This window comes from Pseudomonas sp. FP2309 (assembly GCF_030687575.1).
Classification (GTDB): domain Bacteria; phylum Pseudomonadota; class Gammaproteobacteria; order Pseudomonadales; family Pseudomonadaceae; genus Aquipseudomonas.
The window spans coordinates 1,364,793-1,389,072 of the sequence record NZ_CP117439.1 but is presented as its reverse complement, the minus strand read 5'-3'; the positions used below and the strand labels follow the sequence as shown (position 1 = coordinate 1,389,072).

Annotated in this window: 20 protein-coding genes; 4 read left to right on the top strand and 16 right to left on the bottom strand. The window is 59.2% G+C overall.

Annotated features, from left to right (window positions below; all coding sequences use genetic code 11):
* Positions 1-7: 7 nt before the first annotated feature.
* The 16 genes from dnaE to rpsB form a co-directional block, all read right to left on the bottom strand.
* Positions 8-3,529 carry a DNA polymerase III subunit alpha gene (gene dnaE / locus PSH59_RS06250; protein WP_248083800.1) on the bottom strand — a complete coding sequence of 1,174 codons (3,522 nt, stop codon included), beginning with the start codon at positions 3,527-3,529 and terminating at the stop codon, positions 8-10.
* A 75-nt stretch (positions 3,530-3,604) separates the two neighbouring features.
* Positions 3,605-4,237: a ribonuclease HII gene (rnhB, locus tag PSH59_RS06245; protein WP_305394568.1), complete on the bottom strand. Its 633-nt coding sequence runs from the start codon at positions 4,235-4,237 to the stop codon at positions 3,605-3,607.
* A complete protein-coding gene (gene lpxB / locus PSH59_RS06240; RefSeq protein WP_305394567.1) occupies positions 4,234-5,373 on the bottom strand; it encodes a lipid-A-disaccharide synthase in 1,140 nt (379 codons plus the stop codon). Before lpxB ends, rnhB begins: the two co-directional genes overlap by 4 nt.
* 2 nt (positions 5,374-5,375) lie before the next feature.
* Positions 5,376-6,152, bottom strand: coding sequence for an acyl-ACP--UDP-N-acetylglucosamine O-acyltransferase (gene lpxA / locus PSH59_RS06235; RefSeq protein WP_032891646.1), 777 nt, complete (start codon positions 6,150-6,152; stop codon positions 5,376-5,378).
* A complete protein-coding gene (gene fabZ / locus PSH59_RS06230) occupies positions 6,149-6,589 on the bottom strand; it encodes a 3-hydroxyacyl-ACP dehydratase FabZ (protein WP_003172281.1) in 441 nt (146 codons plus the stop codon). Before fabZ ends, lpxA begins: the two co-directional genes overlap by 4 nt.
* Before the next feature lie 111 nt (positions 6,590-6,700).
* A complete protein-coding gene (gene lpxD, locus PSH59_RS06225; RefSeq protein WP_305394566.1) occupies positions 6,701-7,756 on the bottom strand; it encodes a UDP-3-O-(3-hydroxymyristoyl)glucosamine N-acyltransferase in 1,056 nt (351 codons plus the stop codon).
* 3 nt (positions 7,757-7,759) lie between these two features.
* Positions 7,760-8,263, bottom strand: coding sequence for an OmpH family outer membrane protein (locus tag PSH59_RS06220; RefSeq protein ID WP_003172279.1), 504 nt, complete (start codon positions 8,261-8,263; stop codon positions 7,760-7,762).
* Positions 8,264-8,309: 46 nt separating this feature from the next.
* A complete protein-coding gene (gene bamA, locus PSH59_RS06215; protein WP_305394565.1) occupies positions 8,310-10,697 on the bottom strand; it encodes an outer membrane protein assembly factor BamA in 2,388 nt (795 codons plus the stop codon).
* Between the two features lie 74 nt (positions 10,698-10,771).
* Positions 10,772-12,124 carry a sigma E protease regulator RseP gene (gene rseP, locus PSH59_RS06210; protein ID WP_248083795.1) on the bottom strand — a complete coding sequence of 451 codons (1,353 nt, stop codon included), beginning with the start codon at positions 12,122-12,124 and terminating at the stop codon, positions 10,772-10,774.
* Between the two features lie 53 nt (positions 12,125-12,177).
* On the bottom strand, positions 12,178-13,368 hold the full coding sequence (ispC, locus tag PSH59_RS06205; protein WP_305394564.1) for a 1-deoxy-D-xylulose-5-phosphate reductoisomerase: 1,191 nt from the start codon (positions 13,366-13,368) through the stop codon (positions 12,178-12,180).
* Complete coding sequence (locus PSH59_RS06200; RefSeq protein ID WP_248083793.1) at positions 13,365-14,174, bottom strand: phosphatidate cytidylyltransferase; 810 nt, start codon at positions 14,172-14,174, stop codon at positions 13,365-13,367. The genes ispC and PSH59_RS06200 overlap by 4 nt, the downstream gene beginning before the upstream one ends.
* Positions 14,175-14,930 carry a polyprenyl diphosphate synthase gene (gene uppS, locus PSH59_RS06195; protein ID WP_248083792.1) on the bottom strand — a complete coding sequence of 252 codons (756 nt, stop codon included), beginning with the start codon at positions 14,928-14,930 and terminating at the stop codon, positions 14,175-14,177. It abuts the gene before it with no gap.
* A 17-nt stretch (positions 14,931-14,947) separates the two neighbouring features.
* Complete coding sequence (gene frr, locus PSH59_RS06190; protein ID WP_169368370.1) at positions 14,948-15,505, bottom strand: ribosome recycling factor; 558 nt, start codon at positions 15,503-15,505, stop codon at positions 14,948-14,950.
* A complete protein-coding gene (gene pyrH / locus PSH59_RS06185) occupies positions 15,502-16,245 on the bottom strand; it encodes a UMP kinase (RefSeq protein WP_003172271.1) in 744 nt (247 codons plus the stop codon). The genes frr and pyrH overlap by 4 nt, the downstream gene beginning before the upstream one ends.
* A 208-nt stretch (positions 16,246-16,453) precedes the next feature.
* Positions 16,454-17,317 (bottom strand): translation elongation factor Ts, encoded by an 864-nt coding sequence (gene tsf, locus PSH59_RS06180; protein ID WP_248083791.1) that lies wholly within the window; start codon positions 17,315-17,317, stop codon positions 16,454-16,456.
* Positions 17,318-17,509: 192 nt separating this feature from the next.
* Positions 17,510-18,247, bottom strand: a complete 738-nt coding sequence (gene rpsB, locus PSH59_RS06175) for a 30S ribosomal protein S2 (RefSeq protein WP_003189158.1) — start codon at positions 18,245-18,247, stop codon at positions 17,510-17,512.
* Positions 18,248-18,634: 387 nt separating this feature from the next.
* Here rpsB and map point away from each other — a divergent pair, with 387 nt between their 5' ends.
* The 4 genes from map (at position 18,635) to PSH59_RS06155 (ending at position 24,258) form a co-directional block, all read left to right on the top strand.
* Positions 18,635-19,417: a type I methionyl aminopeptidase gene (map, locus tag PSH59_RS06170; protein WP_012722594.1), complete on the top strand. Its 783-nt coding sequence runs from the start codon at positions 18,635-18,637 to the stop codon at positions 19,415-19,417.
* Between the two features lie 65 nt (positions 19,418-19,482).
* Positions 19,483-22,185 carry a [protein-PII] uridylyltransferase gene (locus tag PSH59_RS06165; RefSeq protein WP_248083790.1) on the top strand — a complete coding sequence of 901 codons (2,703 nt, stop codon included), beginning with the start codon at positions 19,483-19,485 and terminating at the stop codon, positions 22,183-22,185.
* A gap of 59 nt (positions 22,186-22,244) precedes the next feature.
* The gene (dapC, locus tag PSH59_RS06160; protein ID WP_248083789.1) at positions 22,245-23,444 is read left to right on the top strand and encodes a succinyldiaminopimelate transaminase; all 1,200 of its coding nucleotides are present in this window, start codon (positions 22,245-22,247) and stop codon (positions 23,442-23,444) included.
* A gap of 115 nt (positions 23,445-23,559) precedes the next feature.
* A complete protein-coding gene (locus PSH59_RS06155) occupies positions 23,560-24,258 on the top strand; it encodes a M12 family metallopeptidase (RefSeq protein ID WP_305394563.1) in 699 nt (232 codons plus the stop codon).
* Positions 24,259-24,280 lie beyond the last annotated feature (22 nt).

The following is a 24,280-nucleotide window of genomic DNA, read 5'->3' as shown; positions in this document are numbered from 1 at the left end:
CTGGCCGTCAACGGTATTGGAGGAAGACGTTGTCACGGCCGAACTGGTCACGCAATGCTTGAATCAAGCCATCAGCAGGATCAATTCGCCACGTCTCACCGAACTGCAACATGGCCTTGGCGTCGCTGCCGGTGTACTCCATCGTGACCGGGCATGCACCCCGGTGGCGCTTGAGCAGGTCGCCCAACCAGCGTAGCTGATCGCCTTTGAGCGCTTCGGTTTTCACCTTCAAGCGCAGGCTTTCGGCCAGGTTGGTGCGCGCATCTTCCATGCTCATCACGCGTTTGATGCGCAGGCGCAGGCCGCCGGAGAAGTCATCATTGCTGACCTCCCCTTCCACCACCACCATCGCATCGGTCTGCAACAGCGATTGCGCGGAATGGAACGCATCGGCAAACAGCGACGCTTCGATCCGGCCCGAGCGGTCGTCGAGGGTGATGAAGCCCATCTTGTCGCCCTTTTTATTTTTCATCACCCGCAGGGCGATGATCATGCCGGCCACGGTCTGGGTATCCCGTGCCGGTTTCAGGTCGATGATGCGCTGGCGGGCAAAACGGCGGATCTCGCCTTCGTATTCGTCGATCGGATGGCCGGTCAGATACAGACCCAAGGTGTCTTTTTCACCCTTGAGGCGTTCCTTGAGGGTCAGTTCCTTGGCCTTGCGGTGATTGCCGTAGACATCTGCGTCCTCTTCGACGAACAACCCGCCAAACAGGTCGGCGTGGCCGCTGTCGTGGGTGCGGGCGGTCTGCTCGGCGGCCTTGATCGCTTCTTCCATGGCGGTGAGCAGCACCGCGCGGTTGCGGTCGATATTGGCCTGATAGGCCTTCGGCTCATCATGGAAATACGGGCCGAGACGGTCCAACGCGCCGCTGCGGATCAGGCCATCAAGGGTTCGCTTGTTGATGCGCTTTAGGTCAACCCGCGCACAGAAATCGAACAGGTCCTTGAACGGTCCGTCCTGACGCGCTTCGGTAATCGCTTCCACCGGGCCTTCGCCCACGCCCTTGATTGCACCGAGGCCGTAGATGATGCGGCCTTCGTCGTTCACCGTGAACTTGAACTCCGAGGCGTTCACGTCCGGCGCGTCGAGGCGCAGCTTCATGGTGCGCACTTCCTCGATCAGGGTCACGACCTTATCGGTGTTGTGCATATCCGCCGAAAGTACCGCGGCCATGAACGGCGCCGGGTAGTGGGCTTTGAGCCAGGCGGTCTGGTACGACACCAGCCCGTAGGCCGCGGAGTGGGATTTGTTGAAGCCATAACCGGCGAATTTTTCCACCAGGTCGAAGATGTTACCCGCCAGGTCCGCGTCGATATTGTTGGTGGCGCAACCCTCAATGAAACCGCCGCGCTGCTTGGCCATTTCCTCGGGTTTCTTTTTACCCATGGCTCGACGCAGCATGTCCGCGCCGCCGAGGGTATAACCGGCCATCACCTGGGCGATCTGCATCACCTGTTCCTGATACAGGATAATGCCGTAGGTGGGTGCCAATACGGGCTTGAGGCCTTCGTACTGGTAGTCGGAGTGCGGGTAAGCCAGTTCTGCGCGGCCGTGCTTGCGGTTGATAAAGTCGTCAACCATGCCCGATTGCAGCGGGCCTGGACGGAACAGCGCCACCAGTGCGATCAAGTCTTCCAGGCAGTCGGGCTTGAGTTTTTTGATCAGCTCTTTCATGCCGCGCGACTCGAGCTGGAACACCGCGGTGGTCTCGGCTTTTTGCAGCAGGGTGTAGGTCGGCTTGTCGTCCAGCGGGATAAACGCGATATCCAGCGGCTCTTCGTTGACCTTGGCGCGGTCGCGATTGATGGTCTTGAGCGCCCAGTCGATGATGGTCAGGGTCCGCAGGCCAAGGAAGTCGAACTTCACCAGGCCGGCCGCCTCCACGTCGTCCTTATCGAACTGGGTCACCAGGCCGCCGCCCTCTTCATCGCAGTAGATCGGCGAAAAGTCGGTGAGCTTGGTCGGCGCGATAACCACACCACCGGCGTGTTTGCCGACGTTACGCACCACACCTTCAAGCTTGCGCGCCATGTCCCAGATTTCGGCGGCTTCTTCATCGACCTTGATAAAGTCGCGCAGGATCTCTTCCTGCTCATAGGCCTTTTCAAGGGTCATGCCGACTTCGAACGGGATCATCTTCGACAGGCGATCCGCCAAGCCGTAAGACTTGCCCTGCACCCGTGCCACGTCGCGGATAACCGCCTTGGCGGCCATGGACCCGAAGGTGATGATCTGGCTCACGGCGTTGCGGCCGTATTTCTCGGCCACGTATTCGATTACGCGGTCGCGACCGTCCATGCAGAAGTCGACGTCGAAGTCGGGCATGGAGACCCGCTCCGGGTTCAGGAACCGTTCGAACAGCAGGTCATATTCCAGGGGGTCGAGGTCGGTGATCTTCTGCACATAGGCCACCAGCGACCCGGCACCCGACCCACGGCCAGGCCCTACCGGCACGCCGTTGCTTTTGGCCCACTGGATAAAGTCCATTACGATCAGGAAGTAACCGGGGAACCCCATCTGGATGATGATATCCAGCTCGAAATTCAGCCGATCGACGTAGACCTGGCGCTTGGCTTCGTAATCTTCGGTGGTGTCCTTGGGCAACAGAACGCTGAGACGCTCCTCCAGACCATCAAACGACACCTTGCGGAAATACTCGTCGATGGTCATGCCATCGGGGATCGGGAAGTTGGGCAGGAAGTGCTTGCCCAGCTTCACTTCGATGTTGCAGCGCTTGGCGATCTCGACGGAGTTTTCCAGGGCCTCGGGCAAGTCGCTGAACAGCTCGGCCATTTCCTCGGCGCTTTTGAGGTACTGCTCTTCGCTGTAATTCTTGGAGCGGCGCGGGTCATCCAGGGCCCGACCTTCACCGATGCATACGCGGGTCTCGTGGGCTTCGAAATCTTCTTTCTTGATAAACCGCACATCGTTGGTCGCCACCAGCGGCGCGCCCAGCTTGTCGGCCAGGGCCACGGCGGCGTGCAGGTGCTCCTCATCATTGGGGCGGTTGGTGCGCTGCACTTCCAGGTAGAAGCGATCCGGGAAGACCTGCATCCACTCCTTGGCCAGAACTTCAGCTTCGTGGGGGTTGCCGCCCAGCAGCGCAAGACCGATCTCGCCCTCTTTGGCGGCCGACAGCATGATCAGACCTTCACTGGCCTCGGCCACCCACTCGCGTTCGATGATGATCGAGCCATTGCGCTGACCATCGATAAACCCGCGGGAAATCAGTTCGGTAAGGTTGCGATAACCCACGCCGTTCATCGCCAGCAGGCTGATACGGCTCAGGGCATTGTCCGGGTCCTTGTTGGACAGCCACAGGTCGGCACCGCAGATCGGCTTGATGCCGGCGCCCATGGCGTTCTTGTAGAACTTGACCAGGGAACACATGTTGTTCTGGTCGGTCACCGCGACTGCAGGCATGTTCATGCCCACCAGGGTTTTGACCAGGGGTTTGATTCGTACCAGGCCGTCGACCAGGGAGTACTCAGTGTGCAGGCGCAGGTGAACGAATGAAGCCGGCATAGTGATCCTGTCTTATACGTGGAAACAACAAGGCCCGGATTGTACCGGGCCTTGGCAAAAACATCAGCCTCGCGACTACACCTCGCTGAGACTCTCACGCGCCTCGTAAGCCAGGCGGACCGGGCCAAACGAACGGCGGTGGATCGGCGTCGGGCCAAGGCGCGCCAGGGCTTCCAGATGAACGGGCGTCGGGTAGCCTTTATGACCGCCGATCCCGTAGCCGGGATAGATCAATTCGAACGCGGCCATCTCACGGTCACGGCTGACCTTGGCCAGGATCGATGCGGCAGCGATGGCCGGAACCTTGCTATCGCCCTTGACCACCGCTTCGGACGGCATCGCCAATTTGGGGCAACGGTTACCGTCGATCATCGCCATCCTGGGCGTGATGTGCAGGCCCTCCACCGCGCGCTGCATGGCGAGCATGGTGGCGTGAAGGATATTCAGTTCGTCGATTTCTTCAACTTCGGCCCGGGCGATGTGCCAGCTCAGGGCTTTCTCACAGATCTCGTCGAAGAGCTTTTCCCGACGGGCCTCGGTGAGCTTTTTCGAGTCATTCAGCCCCAGGATCGGACGGCTTGGGTCGAGGATCACCGCCGCCGTAACGACAGCGCCACACAATGGCCCGCGCCCGACTTCGTCAACACCGGCCACCAGTGCGTGGGCCTCGGCGACCAGGCTGAAATCCAGGCCCATTTGCGTCGTCATAAGGTTTCCTGTTTGTTGCCAATCAAGCTCAATACAGCGTCAGCCGCCTGGTTGGAAGCATCACGACGCAAGATGCGATGAATTTCGTCGAAGCCACGGGTCTGCTCGTCGCCGCCGTCGATCAAAGGCAGCAGCGTTTGCGCGAGGGCTTCGGGGGTTGCGTCGTCCTGCAGCAACTCCGGCACCAACAAGCGCTGGGCGAGCAGGTTGGGCAGGGAAATGTAGGGGCTCTTGACCATGCGCTTGAGAATCCAGAACGTCAGCGGCGCCAAGCGATAAGCCACAACCATCGGACGTTTGTACAGCAAGGCTTCCAGCGTCGCGGTTCCCGAGGCGATCAGCACCGCATCGCAGGCGGCCAGGGCCAGGTGCGACTGGCCGTCGAGCAGGGTCAGCGGCAGATTGCGCCCCTCAAGCAACGTCTCGATTTGCACGCGACGTTGCGGGCTGGCACACGGCAGCACGAAACGCACACCCGGCTTCAGGGCTCGCAGGCGCTCGGCGGCATCGAAAAACACGCTGGCCAGACGCCCGACTTCGCCGCCTCGACTGCCAGGCATCAGCGCGACGAGCGGGCCGTCAGCCAGGCCTAATTCGACGCGGGCCGCTGCGCGATCAGCGTGCAACGGGATGGTGTCGGCCAACGTATGACCCACGAACCTCACCGGCACGCCCTTCTCTTCATAGAACCGGGCTTCGAACGGCAGCAACGTGAGCATCAGGTCACAGCCTTCGCGTATCTTGAGCACGCGCTTCTGCCGCCATGCCCACACGGAGGGGCTGACGTAGTGCACGGTCTTGATGCCGGCCTGACGCAACTTGAGTTCAATATTGAGGGTGAAGTCCGGCGCGTCGATTCCGATAAAGACGTCAGGCTTTTCTTCGATCAGGGTCTTGATCAGCAGCTTGCGTCGAGCCAACAGCTCACGCAGGCGACCCAGCACTTCCACCAGGCCCATGACCGACAGGCGCTCCATGGGGAAATAGGAGGTGAGACCTTCAGCCTGCATCAGCGGGCCGCCGACACCGATAAATTCCACTGCCGGATGCTGGGCTTTGAGGGCTCGCATAAGACCTGCGCCCAGAATGTCACCTGAAGCCTCGCCTGCCACCAGCGCGATACGCAGATTAGCCATGATCAGCGGGTGATGCCGCGGGTCGACGCCTGGATCGAGTCACGGAACACCGCGACTTCCGGGAACAACGCTGCCGGCTCGGTCAGTTGGGTCAATGCCTGATCCACCGTCAGGCCCTGGCGGTAAACCACCTTGTAGGCACGGCGCAACGCGTGGATGGCCTCTTCGCTGAAGCCTCGACGACGCATGCCTTCGAAGTTCATGCTACGCGCCTCGGCCGGGTTGCCGAATACGGTCACAAACGCCGGAACGTCCTTGCCGATGGCGGTGCCCATCCCCGAAAAGCTGTGAGCGCCGATATGGCAGTACTGGTGCACAAGGGTAAATCCGGACAGGATTGCCCAATCGTCGACGTGCACATGACCGGCCAACGCAGTGTTGTTGACCAGGATGCAGTGATTGCCGATCACGCTATCGTGGCCGATATGGGCATACGCCATCACCAGATTGTGGTCACCCAGGGTGGTTTCCGCACGGTCCTGCACAGTGCCTCGATGAATGGTCACGCCTTCACGGATGATGTTGTGGTCACCGATTACCAAGCGCGTTTCTTCACCCTTGTACTTCATGTCCGGGGTGTCTTCGCCTACCGAGGAGAACTGGTAGATACGATTGTGTTTGCCAATGCGGGTCGGACCTTTGAGGATCACGTGCGGCCCGATGACAGTCCCCTCGCCGATTTCCACACCTGCGCCGATGATCGACCAGGGGCCGACCTCAACGTCGGCGGCCAGAACGGCCGACGGATCGATGATTGCGCGAGGGTCAATCAAACTCATAGTTTGCGTTCCGCGCAGATGATCTCAGCGGAGCACACTGGCTTGCCATCTACCGAGGCCTGGCATTCGAACTTCCAGATCTGGCGCTTGCAGCTGATGAATTTGGCTTCCAGGATCAACTGGTCACCCGGGGTAACCGGATTGCGGAAACGCAACTTGTCCGAACCCACGAAATAGTAAAGCGTGCCATCGGCAGGCTTGAGGTCGAGCATTTTGAAACCAAGAATACCGGCAGCCTGGGCCATCGCTTCGATGATCAACACGCCCGGCATGATGGGATGCGCGGGAAAGTGACCATTGAAGAACGGTTCGTTGATGCTGACATTCTTGTAGGCACGAATGCGCTTTTCCTCAACATTGAGGTCCACTACGCGGTCCACCAGCAGGAACGGGTAACGGTGAGGCAGGTATTCGCGAATCTCGTTGATGTCCATCATTTCGGGGGGAAGCCTGTAATAAAGATTGGGGGCGTGCGACTAAACGCACGCCCCGCTAGCAAATCAAGGAGGCAAGTCTAGCGGCTGTGCACACTTGATATGGAAATGGTATCAGCCTTCTGATGAAGCATTACCGCCAGGGGTCACGTCCCCAACACGCTTTTCCAGCTGTTTGAGACGTCGAGCCATGTCGTCGAGCTGCCTCAACCGCGCTGCACTCTTGCGCCACTCAGCCGCAGGCTGCATGGCGGTACCGGACGAATAGGCCCCTGGCTCGGTAATCGAGTGAGTGACCATGGTCATACCGGTGATGAATACGTTGTCGCAAATATCGATATGCCCTACCAGCCCAACGCCACCGGCGAGCATGCAATGCTTGCCGATTTTGGTGCTGCCGGAAATCCCCACGCACGCCGCCATGGCGGTGTGATCGCCAATCTGTACGTTGTGGGCGATCTGGATCTGGTTGTCGAGCTTCACACCGTTACCGATCACGGTATCGGCCAGGGCCCCGCGATCGACGGCTGTGTTGACACCGATTTCCACGTCGTCACCGATCACAACACCGCCAACCTGGGCAATCTTGTTCCAGATGCCCTTCGAGTTGGCGAAGCCAAAGCCTTCCCCCCCGATCACTGCACCGGACTGGATCACCACACGCTGCCCGATACGCACATCGTGGTACAGGGTGACGCGGGGCGCCAACCAGCCATCGGCACCGATTTCGCAGCGAGCGCCGATAAAGCAGTGGGCACCCACCGTGACACCGGCACCAATACGTGTGCCACTCTCGATCACCGCAAAGGCGCCGATGCTGGCCGCAGGATCAACCTGGGCATCATCGGCAATGACGGCCGACGGATGAATACCAGCAGCTGCCTTGGGTTTGGGATCGAACAGGTGCGACACCCGCGCATAGGCCAGGTAGGGGTCGGCTACGACCAGCGCATCCCCGGCAAACCCTTCGGCGTCAGCAGCCTTCAGCAATACGGCTGCAGCGCGGCTGTCGACCAGGTATTTACGGTACTGAGGATTTGCGAGGAAGCTCAACTGAGCTGGGCCAGCCTCCTGCAAGGTGGCTAGCCCAGTGATTTCCTTCTCCGGGGAGCCAAGCAAGGTAGCCCCCAGGAACTCGGCCAACTCGCCGAGCTTGATAGTCGCGGTCATGGCTTACTTCAGCTGATTCATGCGCTCGATCACCTGACGGGTGATGTCGTATTGAGGCTTTACGTCAATCACTGCGCCACGCTCGAACACCAGGTCAAAGGCACCTTTCTTGATGACTTCTTCCACTGCGCTGTCGAGTTTCGGCTTGAGCTGCTTGAGCATTTCGCGGTCAGCAACAGCTTTGGCTTCGTTCAGTTCCTTGGATTGGAACTGGTAGTCACGGGCCTTTTGCTTGAATTCAAGCTCCAGACGCTCGCGCTCGCCTTGCTGCATCTTGTCACCACCGGCTACCAGACGATCCTGGATGCCCTTGGCACTGCTTTCCAGGGTCTTGAGCTTGGTCAGTTGCGGACCGAATTTTTTCTCGGCGTCAACGGCGTATTTCTTGGCCGCGTCGGACTCCAGCAGAGCCATCTGATAGTTCAGGACGGCGATTTTCATTTCGGCGAAGGCCGGGGTGGTTACCAGCACGGTGGCCAGCAGAACCAATTGAGTCAACTTACGCACAATGCAACTCCTACAGAATCCGTTGTCGTTATCTTGGGTCAGACGCTTAGAACGTCTGGCCGAGGGAGAATTGGAAAATCTGGGTTTCAGCGTTATCCGGTTTCTTGATCGGCATGGCCAAAGCAAAGCTCAACGGACCAAGCGCAGTCACCCACGTCACACCCACACCCACGGAGCTCGCCAGGTTGCTGAGGCTCACGTCGTTACACTGAGTGTTGGACTTCACGCCGCTTGGGTTGGTGATCTGCTCGCACTTGGAGTCGAACACGTTACCCACGTCCCAGAAGACCGAAGTCCGCAGAGAGCGCTGATCTTTCACGAATGGCAACGGGAACAGAATCTCGGCACCGCCCTGGATCAACACGTTACCACCGAATGGCAGTGGGTCGTTGTCGGAGTCTAACTGCGTCCCGACGTTACCGGTCTTGTCAACACCACGGCTTGGGGTACCACGCGGCCCCAGCGTACTGTCCTTGAAGCCACGTACCGAGTTGAAACCACCCGCGTAGTAGTTCTCATAGAACGGCAAGCCATTGGTCGAACCATAACCGTCGCCATAACCCAGCTCAGTGTGCAGGCGCATGGTGTAGTTATCGCTCAGCGGCTGGAACAACTGGCCGCGGTAATCGAGCTTGAAGAACGACAGGTCGCTGCCCGGCGTGGTGGTTTCCAGGGTCAGGCTCTGAGAGTGGCCACGGGTTGCCAGTACGCCTTTGTTCAGGGTCGACTCGGACCAGCCGGCAGACGCCTTGAAGTTCAGGAACTTGTCGCCTTCGCGACGGGTAAAGTCGAAGATCTCATCCACGGTATACACACCGGTCTTGATCTCATCCTGCTGCGCGGTCAGGCCGAAGGTCAGACGCGACGTTTCACTGATCGGATAACCCACGTTGACACCGGCACCCAGGCTGTCGATCGCATAGCTTGCAACGTCGACGTCAAGGTCTTTGTAGTCGGTGGTGCGGTAGAAGGCGTTGTAGCCCAGGCTCACACCGTCTGCTGTCCAGTAGGGGTCGGTATAACCGAAGTTATATCGGCTCTGGTATTCGCTTCGGGTCAGGCCAATGGAGACACGGTTACCGGTACCGAGGAAGTTGTTCTGAGTGATGGAACCACCCAGGATCAGACCGGCACTCTGTGCAAAACCAACGCTGGCGGTGATCGAACCCGACGCTTGTTCTTCTACGGCGTAGTTCACGTCAACCTGGTCGTCCACACCCGGTACGGCTGGGGTTTCGACGTTGACTTCCTTAAAGAAGCCCAGGCGTTCAAGACGGGTCTTGGACTGGTCGATCAGGTAAGTCGATGCCCAACCACCTTCCATCTGACGCATTTCACGACGCAGCACTTCGTCCGCAGACTTGGTATTGCCACGGAAGTTGATGCGGTTCACGTAGGCGCGCTTGCCTGGGTCAACCACGAACGTGATATCCACGGTGTGGTCTTCATCGTGCGGGGTCGGCACACCGTTAACGTTGGCGAAGGTATAGCCTTCGTTACCCAGACGACGGGTGATCAGTTCGGAAGTGGTGGTCATCAGCTTGCGCGAGAACACTTGGTCTTTCTGCACCAGCAGCAGGGACTTGACCTGATCTTCAGGCACTTTCAAGTCGCCGCTCAGCTTGACGTCACGAACCTTGTACTTCTCGCCTTCGTTGACGTTGACGGTGATGTAGACGTGCTTCTTGTCCGGGGTGATGGACACCTGGGTCGAAGCGATGTCCATGTTGATGTAACCGCGGTCCAGGTAGTAGGAACGCAGACGCTCAAGGTCACCGGAGAGTTTTTCACGGGCGTACTTGTCATCGTTCTTGAAAAACGACAGCCAGTTGGTGGTCTTGAGTTCGAACAGGTCGATCAGGTCTTCATCAGCAAACTTGGTGTTACCCACCACGTTGATGTGCTGAATGGCCGCCACGGTACCTTCGTTGATGTTGACCTTGAGGCCTACACGGTTACGAGGTTGCGGCACCACTTCCGTTTCCACGGTCGCGGAGTAGCGGCCCTGGGCAACGTACTGGCGTTGCAGTTCGTTACGCACACCTTCAAGGGTGGCGCGCTGGAAGATCTCGCCCTCCGCCAGGCCGGACTGTTTGAGGCCCTTCATCAGGTCTTCAGTGGAGATCGCCTTGTTGCCCTCGATCTCGATACTGGCGACGGAAGGTCGCTCGACCACAGTGATGACCAGGACGTTACCTTCGCGCCCCAGCTGGATGTCTTGAAAGAAACCGGTTTTGAACAGCGCACGAGTGGATTCCACCAGGCGACGGTCATCAGCCTGTTCACCGACGTTCAACGGTAAGGCACCAAAGACGCTACCTGCGGAAACCCGCTGGAGGCCGTTGACGCGAATATCGGAGATGGTGAAGGACTCGGCGTGAACTTCGGCGATCATCAATACGGTGAGAACCGCAGTTAGCAGCAGACGTTTCATGAAGTCCTTTCTTATTCCAACTGGCAATAAACAAACTGCCGCAAAATGCGGCAGATTCGCAATTCAGCGAAGCGTTACAGTCGACCCAGATCGTTGACAAGGGCTAATAACATCACCCCGACCACCAAACTGATACCGATCTGTATCCCCCAACCCTGCACCCGATCCGACAAGGGGCGACCACGCACCCACTCGACCAGATAAAACAACAGATGCCCCCCATCCAATACAGGGATGGGCAGCAAATTCAGAACGCCCAGGCTAATACTCAGATAAGCCAGGAAATTCAGGAAATCCGCGACACCCGACTGGGCAGAAGCGCCCGCCACTTTAGCAATGGTTATCGGTCCACTCAAGTTTTTTACCGAGAGCTCGCCGAACAACATTTTCTTGAGGGATTCGAGGGTCAGCACACTCATGGTCCAGGTGCGTTTTGCACCCTCGCCAATTGCCGCCAACGGCCCGAAACTGACCTCACGCACCATCGATGGCGGCCACTCAGGACTCTTGACGCCAGCGCCCAGGTAACCCCCAGCCGCCTTGGCTTCGCCACGTACCGCCAGGGTCACCGGGACGTCGATTTGAGCACCGTCGCGTTCAACTTTCAGCACAATTTTGGTATCAGGGCGCACACGCACCAGATCGACCACTTGTTGCCATTCTCCCAGCGCCTGGCCATCGAGAGCCAACAAGCGATCACCGGTTTTCAGACCTGCGGCCTGGGCCGGCCCCTTCGGATCCAGCTCAGCGAGCACCGGCGGCAGCGCAGGGCGCCATGGACGGATCCCCAGGGACTTGATCGGATCAGGCTCGTCAGCACCCTTGAGCCAATGGTCCAGGGCCAGCGCGCGCGGGGTCTCGGCGCTGGAGTCCTGCTCACGCACCACGACGTTGACGGTACCGCTCTCGCCCAGTCGACGCACCAACTGCAAATTGACCGCGCCCCACCCGGTGGTAGGCTCGCCATCAATGGAAATAATTTCCTGCCCCGCAACCAAACCAGCCTTGGCCGCGATACTGTCCGCCTCGACCGCACCGATGACCGGACGCACCTGCTCGCTCCCCAGCATAGCCAGGACCCAGAAAAACAGCATTGCCAACAGGAAGTTGGCGATGGGGCCCGCGGCAACAATGGCAATCCGCTGACGGACCGTCTTGCGATTGAACGATTGGTCCAACTGATCAGCCGGCACTTCCCCTTCGCGTTCATCAAGCATCTTGACGTAGCCACCCAATGGGATGGCCGCAATCACGAACTCGGTGCCAAGACGATCGTGCCAGCGAATCAACGGCATGCCGAAACCGACGGAAAAGCGCAGTACCTTGACGCCGCAACGACGCGCCACCCAGAAGTGGCCGAATTCGTGGAAGGTAACCAGCACACCCAGAGCAACCAGGGTGCCGACGATCATATAAAGCGCACTCATCTAATTTCTCCGCATTCCAATCCAGTGCCTGAAGGCTCAAACGCTCCCACAGACTAACGCGCGTTGCGGACCAACCATTGCTCGGCCAGAACCCGGGCCTTGGTATCCGCTTCGAATACTGCGGCAAGGTCGCTCACCGCTACAACAGGCTCAAGGCTCAAGACGTCCTCGATGATACTCGCGATCTGGGGAAACCGGATGCGCCGTTCGAGAAACGCTGCCACGGCCACCTCATTGGCTGCGTTGAGCATGGCCGGGGCGCTGTTACCCGCATCGGCTGCCTGTCGTGCCAACCGCAGACACGGGAAACGCTGCTCATCCGGCGCCTCGAAGTCCAGACGGGCAATTGCAAACAGATCCAATGGCGCCACGCCCGAATCAATCCGCTCCGGCCAGGCCAGGGCGTTGGCGATCGGCGTACGCATATCGGGGTTGCCCAACTGGGCCAATACTGAGCCATCCACATAGTCGACAAGAGAATGAATCACACTTTGAGGGTGAATCACCACCTCGACCTGCTCCGGCCGCGCATCGAACAACCAGCAGGCCTCGATCAACTCCAGGCCCTTGTTCATCATACTGGCCGAATCCACGGAGATTTTGCGCCCCATGGACCAGTTCGGATGGGCGCACGCCTGATCGGGTGACACATGCTCCAACTCAACCAACGGGGTTTGCCGGAACGGCCCACCAGAGGCAGTCAACAGGATACGACGCACACCCACCTGGCCAAGGCCGCGGGCGTAGTCACCTGGCATGCATTGGAAGATGGCGTTGTGTTCGCTGTCCAGCGGCAGCAGCACGGCGCCGCTTTTACGCACCGCCTGCATAAAGAGCGCGCCGGACATGACCAATGCTTCTTTATTGGCCAACAGGATCTTCTTGCCCGCATCGACGGCCGCCAAGGTCGGACGCAGGCCCGCAGCCCCGACAATCGCGGCCACGACGGTATCCACCTCGGCGTCAGCCGATACCTGGCACAAGCCCTCTTCGCCAACCAGCACCTGCGTAGCCAGGCCAGCAGCCCGCAGCTCATCCTGCAGGCCGCGCGCAGCAGCGGCTTCAGGCACGACCGCAAAGCGCGGCGCATGGCGAACGCACAGCGCCAGCAACTCACTCAGACGGGTGAACCCGGTCAGGGCAAAGACTTGGTAGCGCTCAGGGTGACGAGCAATTACATCCAGCGTGCTCAACCCCACCGAGCCGGTAGCACCCAGCACAGTCACTTGTTGCAGACGGCTCACGAAGCGGTCATCCACAGCAGTACGGCAAAGATCGGGATAGCGGCGGTGAGACTGTCGATACGGTCCAGCACGCCGCCATGACCCGGCAGCAGGTTACTGCTGTCCTTGATCCCGGCCTGACGCTTGAACATGCTTTCGGTGAGGTCGCCCACGACCGAGATGAATACGACGACGGCCGTACCCACCAGAGCCAGGAAAATCCCCTTTGCCGACCAGTCGCGCATAACGCCCACCACGACGGTAATCAGCAGGGTCAAGGCCAGGCCGCCATACACGCCTTCCCAGCTCTTACCAGGACTGACCGCCGGCGCCAGCTTGCGCTTGCCGAACGCGCGACCGGAGAAGTAAGCGCCGATATCAGCACCCCACACCAGCACCATAACCGCCATGATCAACCAGTTGCCCATCGGCGAATTCTTGATCTCCACCAGGCCTTGCCAGGCCGGCAGCAGAATCAGCAAGCCAATGACCAACTTGCTGGCAACGCTGGACCACTGGCCGCTGGTACGCGGATACGTCAGTACCAGATAAGTCGCCAGCACCCACCACAACACCGCCGCGCCCAACACCCAAGGCACCACGATGCTCGACAAGGTGTGCATCAGAAACAGTAACACCGCCACGACAGCGGCATAGGCCACGCGCGGCAACTGCGCACTGAAACCTGCCAGGCGCGCCCATTCCCAGGCACCCAGGGTCACCACCAGGCCGATAAACAGCGCAAAGCCGGAACCGTTGAGCAGGAAAAACCCACACAAGGCAATGGGTAACAGGATCAGTGCTGTGATGATTCGTTGTTTAAGCATTTAAACCCGGGCTCCAGCTTCGATCTGCTCGCTCGTTTTACCAAAGCGCCGCTGACGGGAAGCGAAATCTGCCAGCGCTGTACGCATGGCATCGTGTTTGAAGTCCGGCCAGAACAGGTCGGAGAAGTACAGCTCAGTGTAAGCCAGCTGCCACAAGAGAAAATTGCTGATGCGGTGCTCGCCACCGGTACGGATGCACAAGTCCGGTAACGGCAGATCGCCCGTCACCAGACAGGTTTGCAACAGTTCAGGCGTGATGTCGTCGGGCCGCAGATGGCCGGCCTGCACTTCGCGGGCAAGCCGCTGCGCCGCCTGGGCAATATCCCACTGACCACCGTAATTGGCCGCTATCTGCAACACAAAGCGGTTCGCGCCGGCGGTGATGGCCTCGGCTTCGCGCATGGCGGTCTGCAGCTCCGGGTGGAACCGCGAGCGATCACCGATGATACGCAGGCTGATGTTGTTATCGTTGAGGCGCTTGGCCTCACGACGCAGCGCCTTGAAGAACAAGTCCATCAAGGCGGTGACCTCATCGACCGGACGCTGCCAGTTTTCACTGGAGAAAGCGAACAAGGTCAATACTTCGACCTTGGCCTCAGCGCACACCTCAATCACAGCCCGTACCGCGTCGACACCCGCTTTATGCCCGGCGACACCCGGCATAAAGCGTTTTTTCGCCCAGCGATTATTCCCATCCATGATGATCGCGACATGGCGCGGCACCACTGAGGGTACAGTCTGCTTGGTCTTTTCCATGAAGGCGTCCTGACCCCTTATACGGCCATCAGGTCCTTTTCTTTTTCTTCCGTGGCCTTAGTGATCTGGGCCTCGGCATCTTTGGTCAACTTGTCGATATCGGCAACAGCGCGACGTTCTTCGTCTTCGCTGATTTCCTTGTCCTTGACCAGTTTCTTCAGATCACCCAAGGCGTCACGACGGATGTTGCGCACGGCAACACGGGCGTCTTCGGCGGCACTGCGCGCCTGCTTGGTGAAGCCCTTACGGGTTTCTTCGGTCAGGGCAGGCATGGAGATCAGCAGCAACTCACCGAGGTTAGTCGGGTTGAGGTTCAGGCCTGCACTCTGGATGGCCTTGTCGACCGCGGCGAGCATGTTGCGCTCGAACGCCACGACTTGCAGGGTGCGCGAGTCTTTAACGGTGATATTGGCCACTTGGGTGATAGAGGTGTCGGTACCGTAGTACGGCACCATCACGCTGCCCAGGATGCTCGGGTGAGCCTTGCCGGTACGAATCTGGCCAAATGCATGGGCCAGAGACTCCAGGGATTTCTGCATACGCTCTTGAGCGTCTTTCTTGATTTCGTTGATCATTGTTGGCCTTCCTCGATCAGAGTCCCTTCTGCGCCGCCGTGTACGATATTCAGCAGGGCGCCGGGCTTGTTCATGTTAAATACGCGCAGCGGCATCTTATGGTCGCGGCACAGGCAAATAGCCGTCAGGTCCATCACGCCCAGCTTGCGATCCAGTACTTCATCGTAGGTCAGATGATCGAACTTCTCGGCATGCGGGTCTTTGAATGGGTCTGCGGTGTACACGCCATCCACCTTGGTGGCCTTGAGCACCACGTCGGCGTCGATCTCGATAGCGCGCAGACACGCCGCAGAATCGGTCGTGAAGAACGGGTTGCCGGTACCGGCAGCGAAGATCACCACTTCTTTGGCGTTCAGGTGACGCATGGCTTTGCGGCGATCATAGTGATCGGTCACGCCTACCATGGAAATAGCCGACATCACGATAGCCGAGATATTGGCACGCTCCAGGGCGTCACGCATGGCCAAAGCGTTCATCACAGTGGCCAGCATGCCCATGTGGTCGCCGGTGACCCGATCCATGCCCGCCGCACTCAGTGCAGCGCCGCGGAACAGGTTGCCGCCACCGATCACCAGGCCGACTTGCACGCCGATTCCGACCAGTTGGCCGACTTCCAGCGCCATGCGGTCGAGCACTTTGGGATCGATCCCGAACTCTTCCGAGCCCATCAGGGCCTCGCCGCTGAGCTTGAGTAGAATGCGTTTATAGCGAGCCTGATAACCACTGCCCTGCTGAGCCATTGCGAATCTCTCCTGCGGCGTATTTTAAAAATTCTTGGCGAGCCGTTTACGGCTTGCGTTCACTCCAGCTGGACGCTTTCACAGCGCCATCGGAACACGGCTTTGTAAGCCAGTTCCGAAGGGAAGCCAAATAAAATCGGCCTGCCCATTTGAAAAGAGGCTGCGCGCGTGAGCGGGCAGCCTCTTTCGGCGACAGTTAAAAACTGTCTTATTGCTTGGCGGCAGCCAGCTGGGCGGCAACTTCTTCAGCGAAGTTGTCGACCGGCTTCTCGATGCCATCACCTACTTTGTAGTAAGTGAAGGAAACGATTTCAGCACCGGCTTTCTTGGCCAGTTCGCCAACCTTGATTTCAGGGTTCTTGACGAACGCCTGCTCAACCAGACTCGCTTCAGCCAGGAACTTGCTGATGCGGCCTTTGATCATGTTTTCAACAATGTTTTCTGGCTTGCCAGCGATCTTGTCAGCATTGAGGCTCAGGAACACGGCTTTTTCGCGCTCGATTGCTTCAGCGGACACTTCCGATGGCAGCAGGAATTCAGGGTTGCTCGCCGCTACGTGCATAGCGATGTCTTTGGCCAGCTCAACGTCGCCGCCTTTCAGAACAACCGCGACACCGATTTTGTTGCCGTGCAGGTAACCACCAACAACATCACCTTCCACGCGGCTCAGGCGACGGATGTTGACGTTTTCGCCAACCTTGCCGACCAGTACCAGGCGCGCAGCTTCTTGAGCTTCGATCAACGGCTCAACAGCGGTCAGCTTGTCAGCGAAGGCTTTTTCGACGCTTTCAGCAACGAAAGCCTTGAAGTCGTCCTGCAGAGCCAGGAAGTCGGTCTGCGAGTTCACTTCCAGCAGAACAGCGGATTTGCCGTCTTCTTTCAGAGCGATCGCGCCTTCAGCAGCTACGTTGCCTGCTTTCTTGGCAGCCTTGATGGCGCCGGAAGCACGCATGTCATCAATGGCTTTTTCGATGTCGCCGTCAGCCTTTTCCAGGGCTTTCTTGCAATCCATCATGCCTTCGCCAGTACGCTCACGCAGTTCTTTAACCAACGCTGCAGTAATTGCTGCCATTTTCAAATTCCTCTTGGATAGGTTTTCAACCATTCCACCCGATCGAACGGGGGATCAATTCTTCCCGAATCTGTGTTGTAGGCCGCTGCACGTTACAAATGATGTAGCTGCGCTGCCGACAAACGGTTTTCGAGGTGGCAAAAAGGGGGCCAAGCCCCCTTTTTGCTTACTGAGTCAACGCCAGGGCGTCAATTACTCAGCTGCGGCTACCGGAGCTTCTTCAACGAACTGCTCGGTACCACCAGCAACGTGGTTACGACCACGGATTACAGCGTCAGCCATCGAACCCATGTACAGCTGGATAGCGCGGATTGCGTCATCGTTGCCTGGGATGATGTAGTCAACGCCTTCCGGGCTGCTGTTGGTATCGACTACGCCGATAACAGGGATGCCCAGCTTGTTGGCTTCGGTGATCGCGATGCGCTCGTGATCAACGTCGATAACGAACAGTGCGTCAGGCAGACCGCCCATGTCCTTGATACCACCCAGGGAACGATCGAGCTTTTCCAGGTCACGGGAGCGCATCAGCGCTTCTTTCTTGGTCAGCTTGGCGAAAGTACCGTCTTCGGCCTGCACTTCAAGGTCACGCAGACGCTTGATGGAAGCACGGATGGTTTTGAAGTTGGTCAGCATGCCGCCCAACCAGCGGTGATCGACGTACGGCGAACCGCAACGTGCTGCTTCTTCAGCAACGATCTTGCCAGCGGAACGCTTGGTGCCGACGAACAGAATCTTGTTTTTGCCCTGGGCCAGACGCTCTACGAAAGTCAGCGCTTCGTTGAACATTGGCAGGGTTTTTTCAAGGTTGATGATGTGGATCTTGTTACGCGCGCCGAAAATGTATTTACCCATTTTCGGGTTCCAGTAACGGGTCTGGTGACCGAAGTGCACACCGGCCTTCAGCATATCGCGCATGTTGACTTGGGACATGATAGTTCCTTAATAAGTCGGGTTTGGCCTCCACGTATCCCAATGACCAACCAGCGGCATCAAGGCCTCCGGCACCCAGGTCATCGTGTCGACACGTGTGTGGATTTAAGCTCTTCGGGGCATCCCCGGAAAGCGGCGCATTTTATACCACACGAAGGGCGAAAACGAAACCCGCAATCACATTTGCAGTGCGCACGTGATCCGTAACCCTTTGAATAGAGCGAATTTAACCCCACTCTATAGAGAGAAGCGATCGTCAGGGGCTCATGGTTTGCAGCCCGCGTCTGTTAGAATCGCGTTTTTTGGGGCTTGTGCGAATCATGCAACCTTTTGTCGCACGCCCGTAAACCGTATTGATTTCAGCGCGTCGCGCTAGAGAGAGCCTGTATGACCGTTAGTTTGAAAACCGCCGAAGACATTGCCGGCATGCGCATCGCCGGCAAACTGGCTGCCGACGTGCTGGAAATGATTGCCGAACACGTCAAGCCCGGCGTCACCACCGAAACCCTGAACCAGATCTGCCATGACTATATAGTCAACGTGCAGGGCGCCATTCCTGCGCCACTGAACTACAAAGGGTTCCCCAAGTCGATCTGCACCTCGGTCAACCACGTGGTGTGCCACGGGATTCCGGGCGACAAGCCGTTGAAGGACGGCGACACCCTGAACATCGACGTCACCGTGATCAAGGACCGCTATTTCGGCGACACCAGCCGCATGTTCCACGTCGGCACCGTGCCGGTCTGGGCCGAGCGCCTGTCCCAGGTCACCCAGGAATGCATGTACAAGGCCATCGAAATCGTCAAACCCGGCTGCCGCCTGGGCGACATCGGTGAAGTGATCCAGAAGCACGCCGAGAAGAACGGTTTCTCGGTCGTGCGCGAATTCTGCGGCCACGGCATCGGCACCGTTTTCCACGAAGAGCCGCAGATTCTGCACTACGGCCGCGCGGGCACCGGCATGGAACTCAAGGCCGGCATGACCTTCACCATCGAGCCGATGATCAACCAGGGCAAGGCCGACACCAAGGTACTCGGCGACGGCTGGACCGCCATCACCAAGGACCGCAAGCTCTCGGCCCAGTGGGAACACACCCTGTTGGTCACCGAAACCGGTTACGAGATCTTCACCCTGCGCGCCGACGACACGATCCCTCGCGTCTCGGCCTGACAGGTTGTTCAGGTTTTCCCATAGCGTGTTGTGACCGACTGACAGATAGAAAGGAAAGCCGATCGATGCCCCAGGTGGATCCCGAACTCTTCGACCGTGGCCAGTTCCAGGCGGAACTGGCTCTGAAGGCAAGCCCCATCGCCGCGTTCAAGAAGGCAATCCGCCAGGCCCGCGAGGTGCTCGACGAGCGCTTTCGTCGCGGCCGGGACATCCGCCGACTGATCGAGGACCGCGCCTGGTTTGTCGACAATATCCTGCAAAAGGCCTGGGAACAGTTCAATTGGAGCGAAGACGCCGATATCGCCCTGGTGGCTGTCGGTGGCTACGGCCGTGGCGAACTGCACCCCTACTCCGACATCGACCTGCTGATCCTGCTGGACAGCGCCGATCATGAGATTTTTCGCGATTCCATCGAGCGTTTTCTCACGCTGTTGTGGGACATCGGCCTGGAAGTCGGCCAGAGCGTGCGCTCGGTTGACGAATGCGCCGAAGAGGCCCGCGCCGACCTCACCGTGATCACCAACCTGATGGAAAGCCGCACCATTGCCGGGCCCGAGCGTTTACGCCAGCGCATGCTCGAGGTCACCAGTACCGCACACATGTGGCCGAGCAAAGACTTCTTCCTGGCCAAGCGCGCCGAGCAGAAGGCGCGTCATCACAAGTACAACGACACCGAATACAACCTGGAGCCCAACGTCAAAGGCTCGCCGGGCGGGCTACGCGACATCCAGACGATTTTGTGGGTAGCCCGTCGCCAATACGGCACCCTGAACCTGCGCGCCCTGGCCGGCGAAGGCTTTCTGGTGGAGAGCGAAAACGCCCTGCTGGCCTCGTCCCAGGAGTTCCTGTGGAAGGTGCGCTACGCCTTGCACATGCTCGCCGGGCGCTCTGAAGACCGCCTGCTGTTTGACCACCAGCGCTCCATAGCCACCCTGCTGGGCTTCGAGGGCGAAGACGCCAAGACCAGCATAGAAAGTTTCATGCAGCAGTATTACCGGGTGGTCATGAGCATTGCCCAGCTCAGCGACCTGATCATCCAGCACTTTGAAGAAGTGATCCTGGCCCCCGACGACGAAGCGCCGCCACAGCCGATCAATGCACGCTTCCAACTGCACGATGGTTACATCGAGGCGCGCAACGACAACGTATTCCGCCGCACGCCGTTCGCCATGCTGGAAATCTTCGTATTGATGGCCCAGCAGCCGGAAATCAAAGGCGTACGTGCCGACACCATCCGTCTGCTGCGGGAACACCGCCACCTGATCGACGATGAGTTTCGCAACGATATTCGCAACACCAGCCTGTTCATCGAACTGTTCAAGTGCAAGATCGGCATACACCGCAACCTGCGCCGCATGAACCGTTACGGGATCCTCGGACGCTACCTGCCGGAATTCGGTTTCATCGTCGGGCAGATGCAGCACGACCTGTTCCACATCTATACGGTGGACGCGCACACGCTGAACCTGATCAAACATCTGCGTAAGCTGCAGTACACCCAGGTGTCAGAGAAATTCCCACTGGCCAGTAAGTTGATGGCCAAGCTACCCAAGCCCGAGCTGATCTACCTGGCCGGCCTGTACCACGACATCGGCAAAGGCCGGCATGGCGACCACTCGGAAGTCGGCGCCGTCGACGCCGAAGCGTTCTGCCAGCGCCATCAGTTGCCTCTGTGGGACAGCCGACTGATCGTCTGGCTGGTGCAGAACCATCTGGTCATGTCGACCACCGCCCAGCGCAAGGACCTGTCGGACCCGCAGGTGATCCACGATTTTGCGCAGATCGTCGGCGATGAAACCCGCCTCGACTACCTGTATGTGCTGACCGTCTCCGACATCAACGCCACCAACCCCACGCTATGGAATTCCTGGCGTGCGAGCCTGTTGCGCCAGCTGTACACCGAAACCAAGCGCGCCCTGCGCCGCGGCCTGGAGAACCCAGTGGACCGCGAAGAGCAGATCCGCCGCACCCAAAGCGCGGCCCTGGATATTCTGGTGCGCGGCGGCAACGACCCGGACGATGTCGAACAGCTGTGGTCGCAACTGGGGGACGATTACTTCCTGCGCCACACCGCCGGCGACGTCGCCTGGCACACTGACGCAATCCTGCAGCAGCCTGTCGATGGCGGCCCGCTGGTACTGATCAAGGAAACCACTCAGCGCGAATTCGAAGGCGGCACGCAGATCTTCATTTATGCGCCCGACCAACACGACTTCTTCGCCGTGACCGTGGCGGCCATGGACCAGCTCAACCTGAACATCCATGACGCGAGGGTGATCACCTCCAGCAGCCAGTTCACCCTCGACACCTACATCGTGCTCGACACCGAAGGCGAGTCCATCGGTGACAACCCGGCGCGGGTGAAAAAGATTCGCGAAGGCCTCACCGAAGCGCTGCGCAATCCGGACGACTACCCGACGATCATCCAGCGTCGGGTGCCGCGCCAACTCAAGCACTTTGCCTTTGCGCCACAGGTGACCATCTCCAACGATGCACAGCGCCCGGTGACCGTCCTGGAGCTGAGTGCGCCGGACCGACCCGGCCTGCTGGCGCGCATAGGGGGGATATTCCTGGAGTTCGACCTGTCGCTGCAGAACGCCAAGATTGCGACGCTCGGCGAGCGCGTGGAAGACGTGTTCTTCATCACCGACGCCAACAACCAGCCACTGTCCGATCCGGAGCTGTGCCTGCGCTTACAGGCGGCGATCGTGCAGCAGTTGAGCGTGACCCAGGAACCCGGTGTCGAGCTAACTCGCCTGACGATTTGATATCAGGAGCGGCCCACCGCTCCCTTTCCAGTTTTTAACGCCTTGCACGAGATCCACCGATGAACAACGCCCTGAACCAGCTGCAGCCCTACCCGTTCGAGAAACTGCGCGCCCTGCTCGGCAGCGTCACGCCAAACCCGGACAAGCGAGCGATTGCCCTGTCCATCGGCGAGCCCAAGCATACGTCGCCGACGTTCGTGGCCGAAGCGCTGAGCAGCAACCTCGACCAAATGGCGGTGTACCCCACCACCCTGGGCATCCCGGCGCTGCGCGAGGCCATTGGAGCCTGGTGCGAACGTCGCTTCAACGTGCCCAAGGGCTGGCTGGACCCGGCGCGCAATATCCTGCCGGTCAACGGCACCCGTGAAGCGCTGTTCGCCTTCACCCAGACCGTGGTCAACCGTGGCGACGACGCTCTGGTGGTCAGCCCGAACCCGTTCTACCAGATCTACGAAGGTGCGGCGTTCCTGGCAGGGGCCAAACCGCATTACCTGCCGTGCCTGGATGAGAACGGCTTCAACCCGGACTTTGATGCCGTCACCCCGGACATCTGGAAACGCTGTCAGATCCTGTTCCTGTGCTCCCCCGGCAACCCGACCGGCGCATTGATCCCGGTCGACACCCTGAAAAAACTCATCGCCCTGGCCGATGAATATGACTTCGTGATCGCCGCCGACGAGTGCTACAGCGAGCTGTACTTCGATGAACAAACCCCGCCACCCGGCTTGCTGAGCGCCTGCGTCGAGCTGGGTCGCCAGGACTTCAAGCGCTGCGTGGTATTCCACAGCCTGTCCAAGCGTTCCAACCTGCCCGGCCTGCGCTCCGGTTTCGTGGCCGGCGACGCCGATATCCTCAAGGCCTTCCTGCTGTACCGCACTTACCACGGCTGCGCGATGCCGGTGCAAACCCAGCTCGCCAGCATCGCGGCCTGGCAGGACGAAGCCCATGTACTGGCGAACCGCGACCTGTATCGCGAGAAGTTCGACGCGGTGCTGGCAATCCTCAAACCAGTGCTGGATGTGCAGCACCCCGACGGCGGCTTCTACCTGTGGCCGAATGTAAATGGCGACGACGCCGCCTTCTGCCGTGACCTGTTCGTGGAAGAACACGTGACCGTGGTGCCCGGCTCGTACCTATCGCGGGAAGTGGAGGGCTTCAACCCTGGCGCCGGCCGAGTCCGCCTGGCATTGGTTGCACCGTTGGCCGAGTGCGTGGAAGCGGCTGAGCGGATTCGTGCATTTATTCAGCGCAAGTCGTAATCCCTGAAAAACCCGCACTGTGCATTGCAGTGCGGGCGCCCAGTGCGATAGCACAGGGAACCCAATGTCCCGCGCTTGCCACTACTCGGCGTATTCCTCCCAAAGAGTAGACCCTATGCGTGTGACATCCCAAAACTCGGGCACCCCCCCGTCCCCCGCCGACAACGAACCGCCAGCCCCTGCCGGCGCCTCACGGGCAAAAAGAGGACTGGCCGACACCCGCAGGCTCTGGCCGCCCGGCGTCATTACGGTTGCCTTGGACCTGCGAGATCAAAAAAGCTCCGCCCTGGTGGTGGATGCCATCCGGGAGTGGGCCCACAACACTCCGGCCCTGCAATTTCGCATCGTCAGCGGCAGAGAGGGTGATATCCGCATTTCAGATGACGAAGGCCTGAAAGGAGACTGGTCCGTGATTGGCACCGACGCGGACAACGTCCCCCTGAGCGAGCCCACGATGCATTTGGACCGCAACGATGACTCGAAGACATTCCGCGCAACGGTTTTGCACGAGTTCGGACATGCCCTGGGACTGCTGCATGAACACCAAAATCCCGAGCACACCATCAACTGGAAGAAAGAGGCCGTCTACAAGGCTTACGCCAGCGACAACTTTCCCAAAGAACTCGTCTATAGCCAGATTCTGGAACTGCCGGTTGGTGATCATCTGGGAGTCACAACCTATGACAGTAAATCCGTCATGCATTACGCGTACCCCGGCTACATCACCCACGACGGCAAAGGTGTCGATGCCAACAACTGGCTTTCTGACGGCGACAAAGCTATCGCACGCAAACTGTACAGACTGACCCGCTGACGCAGTACAACCCCGGCTGGAC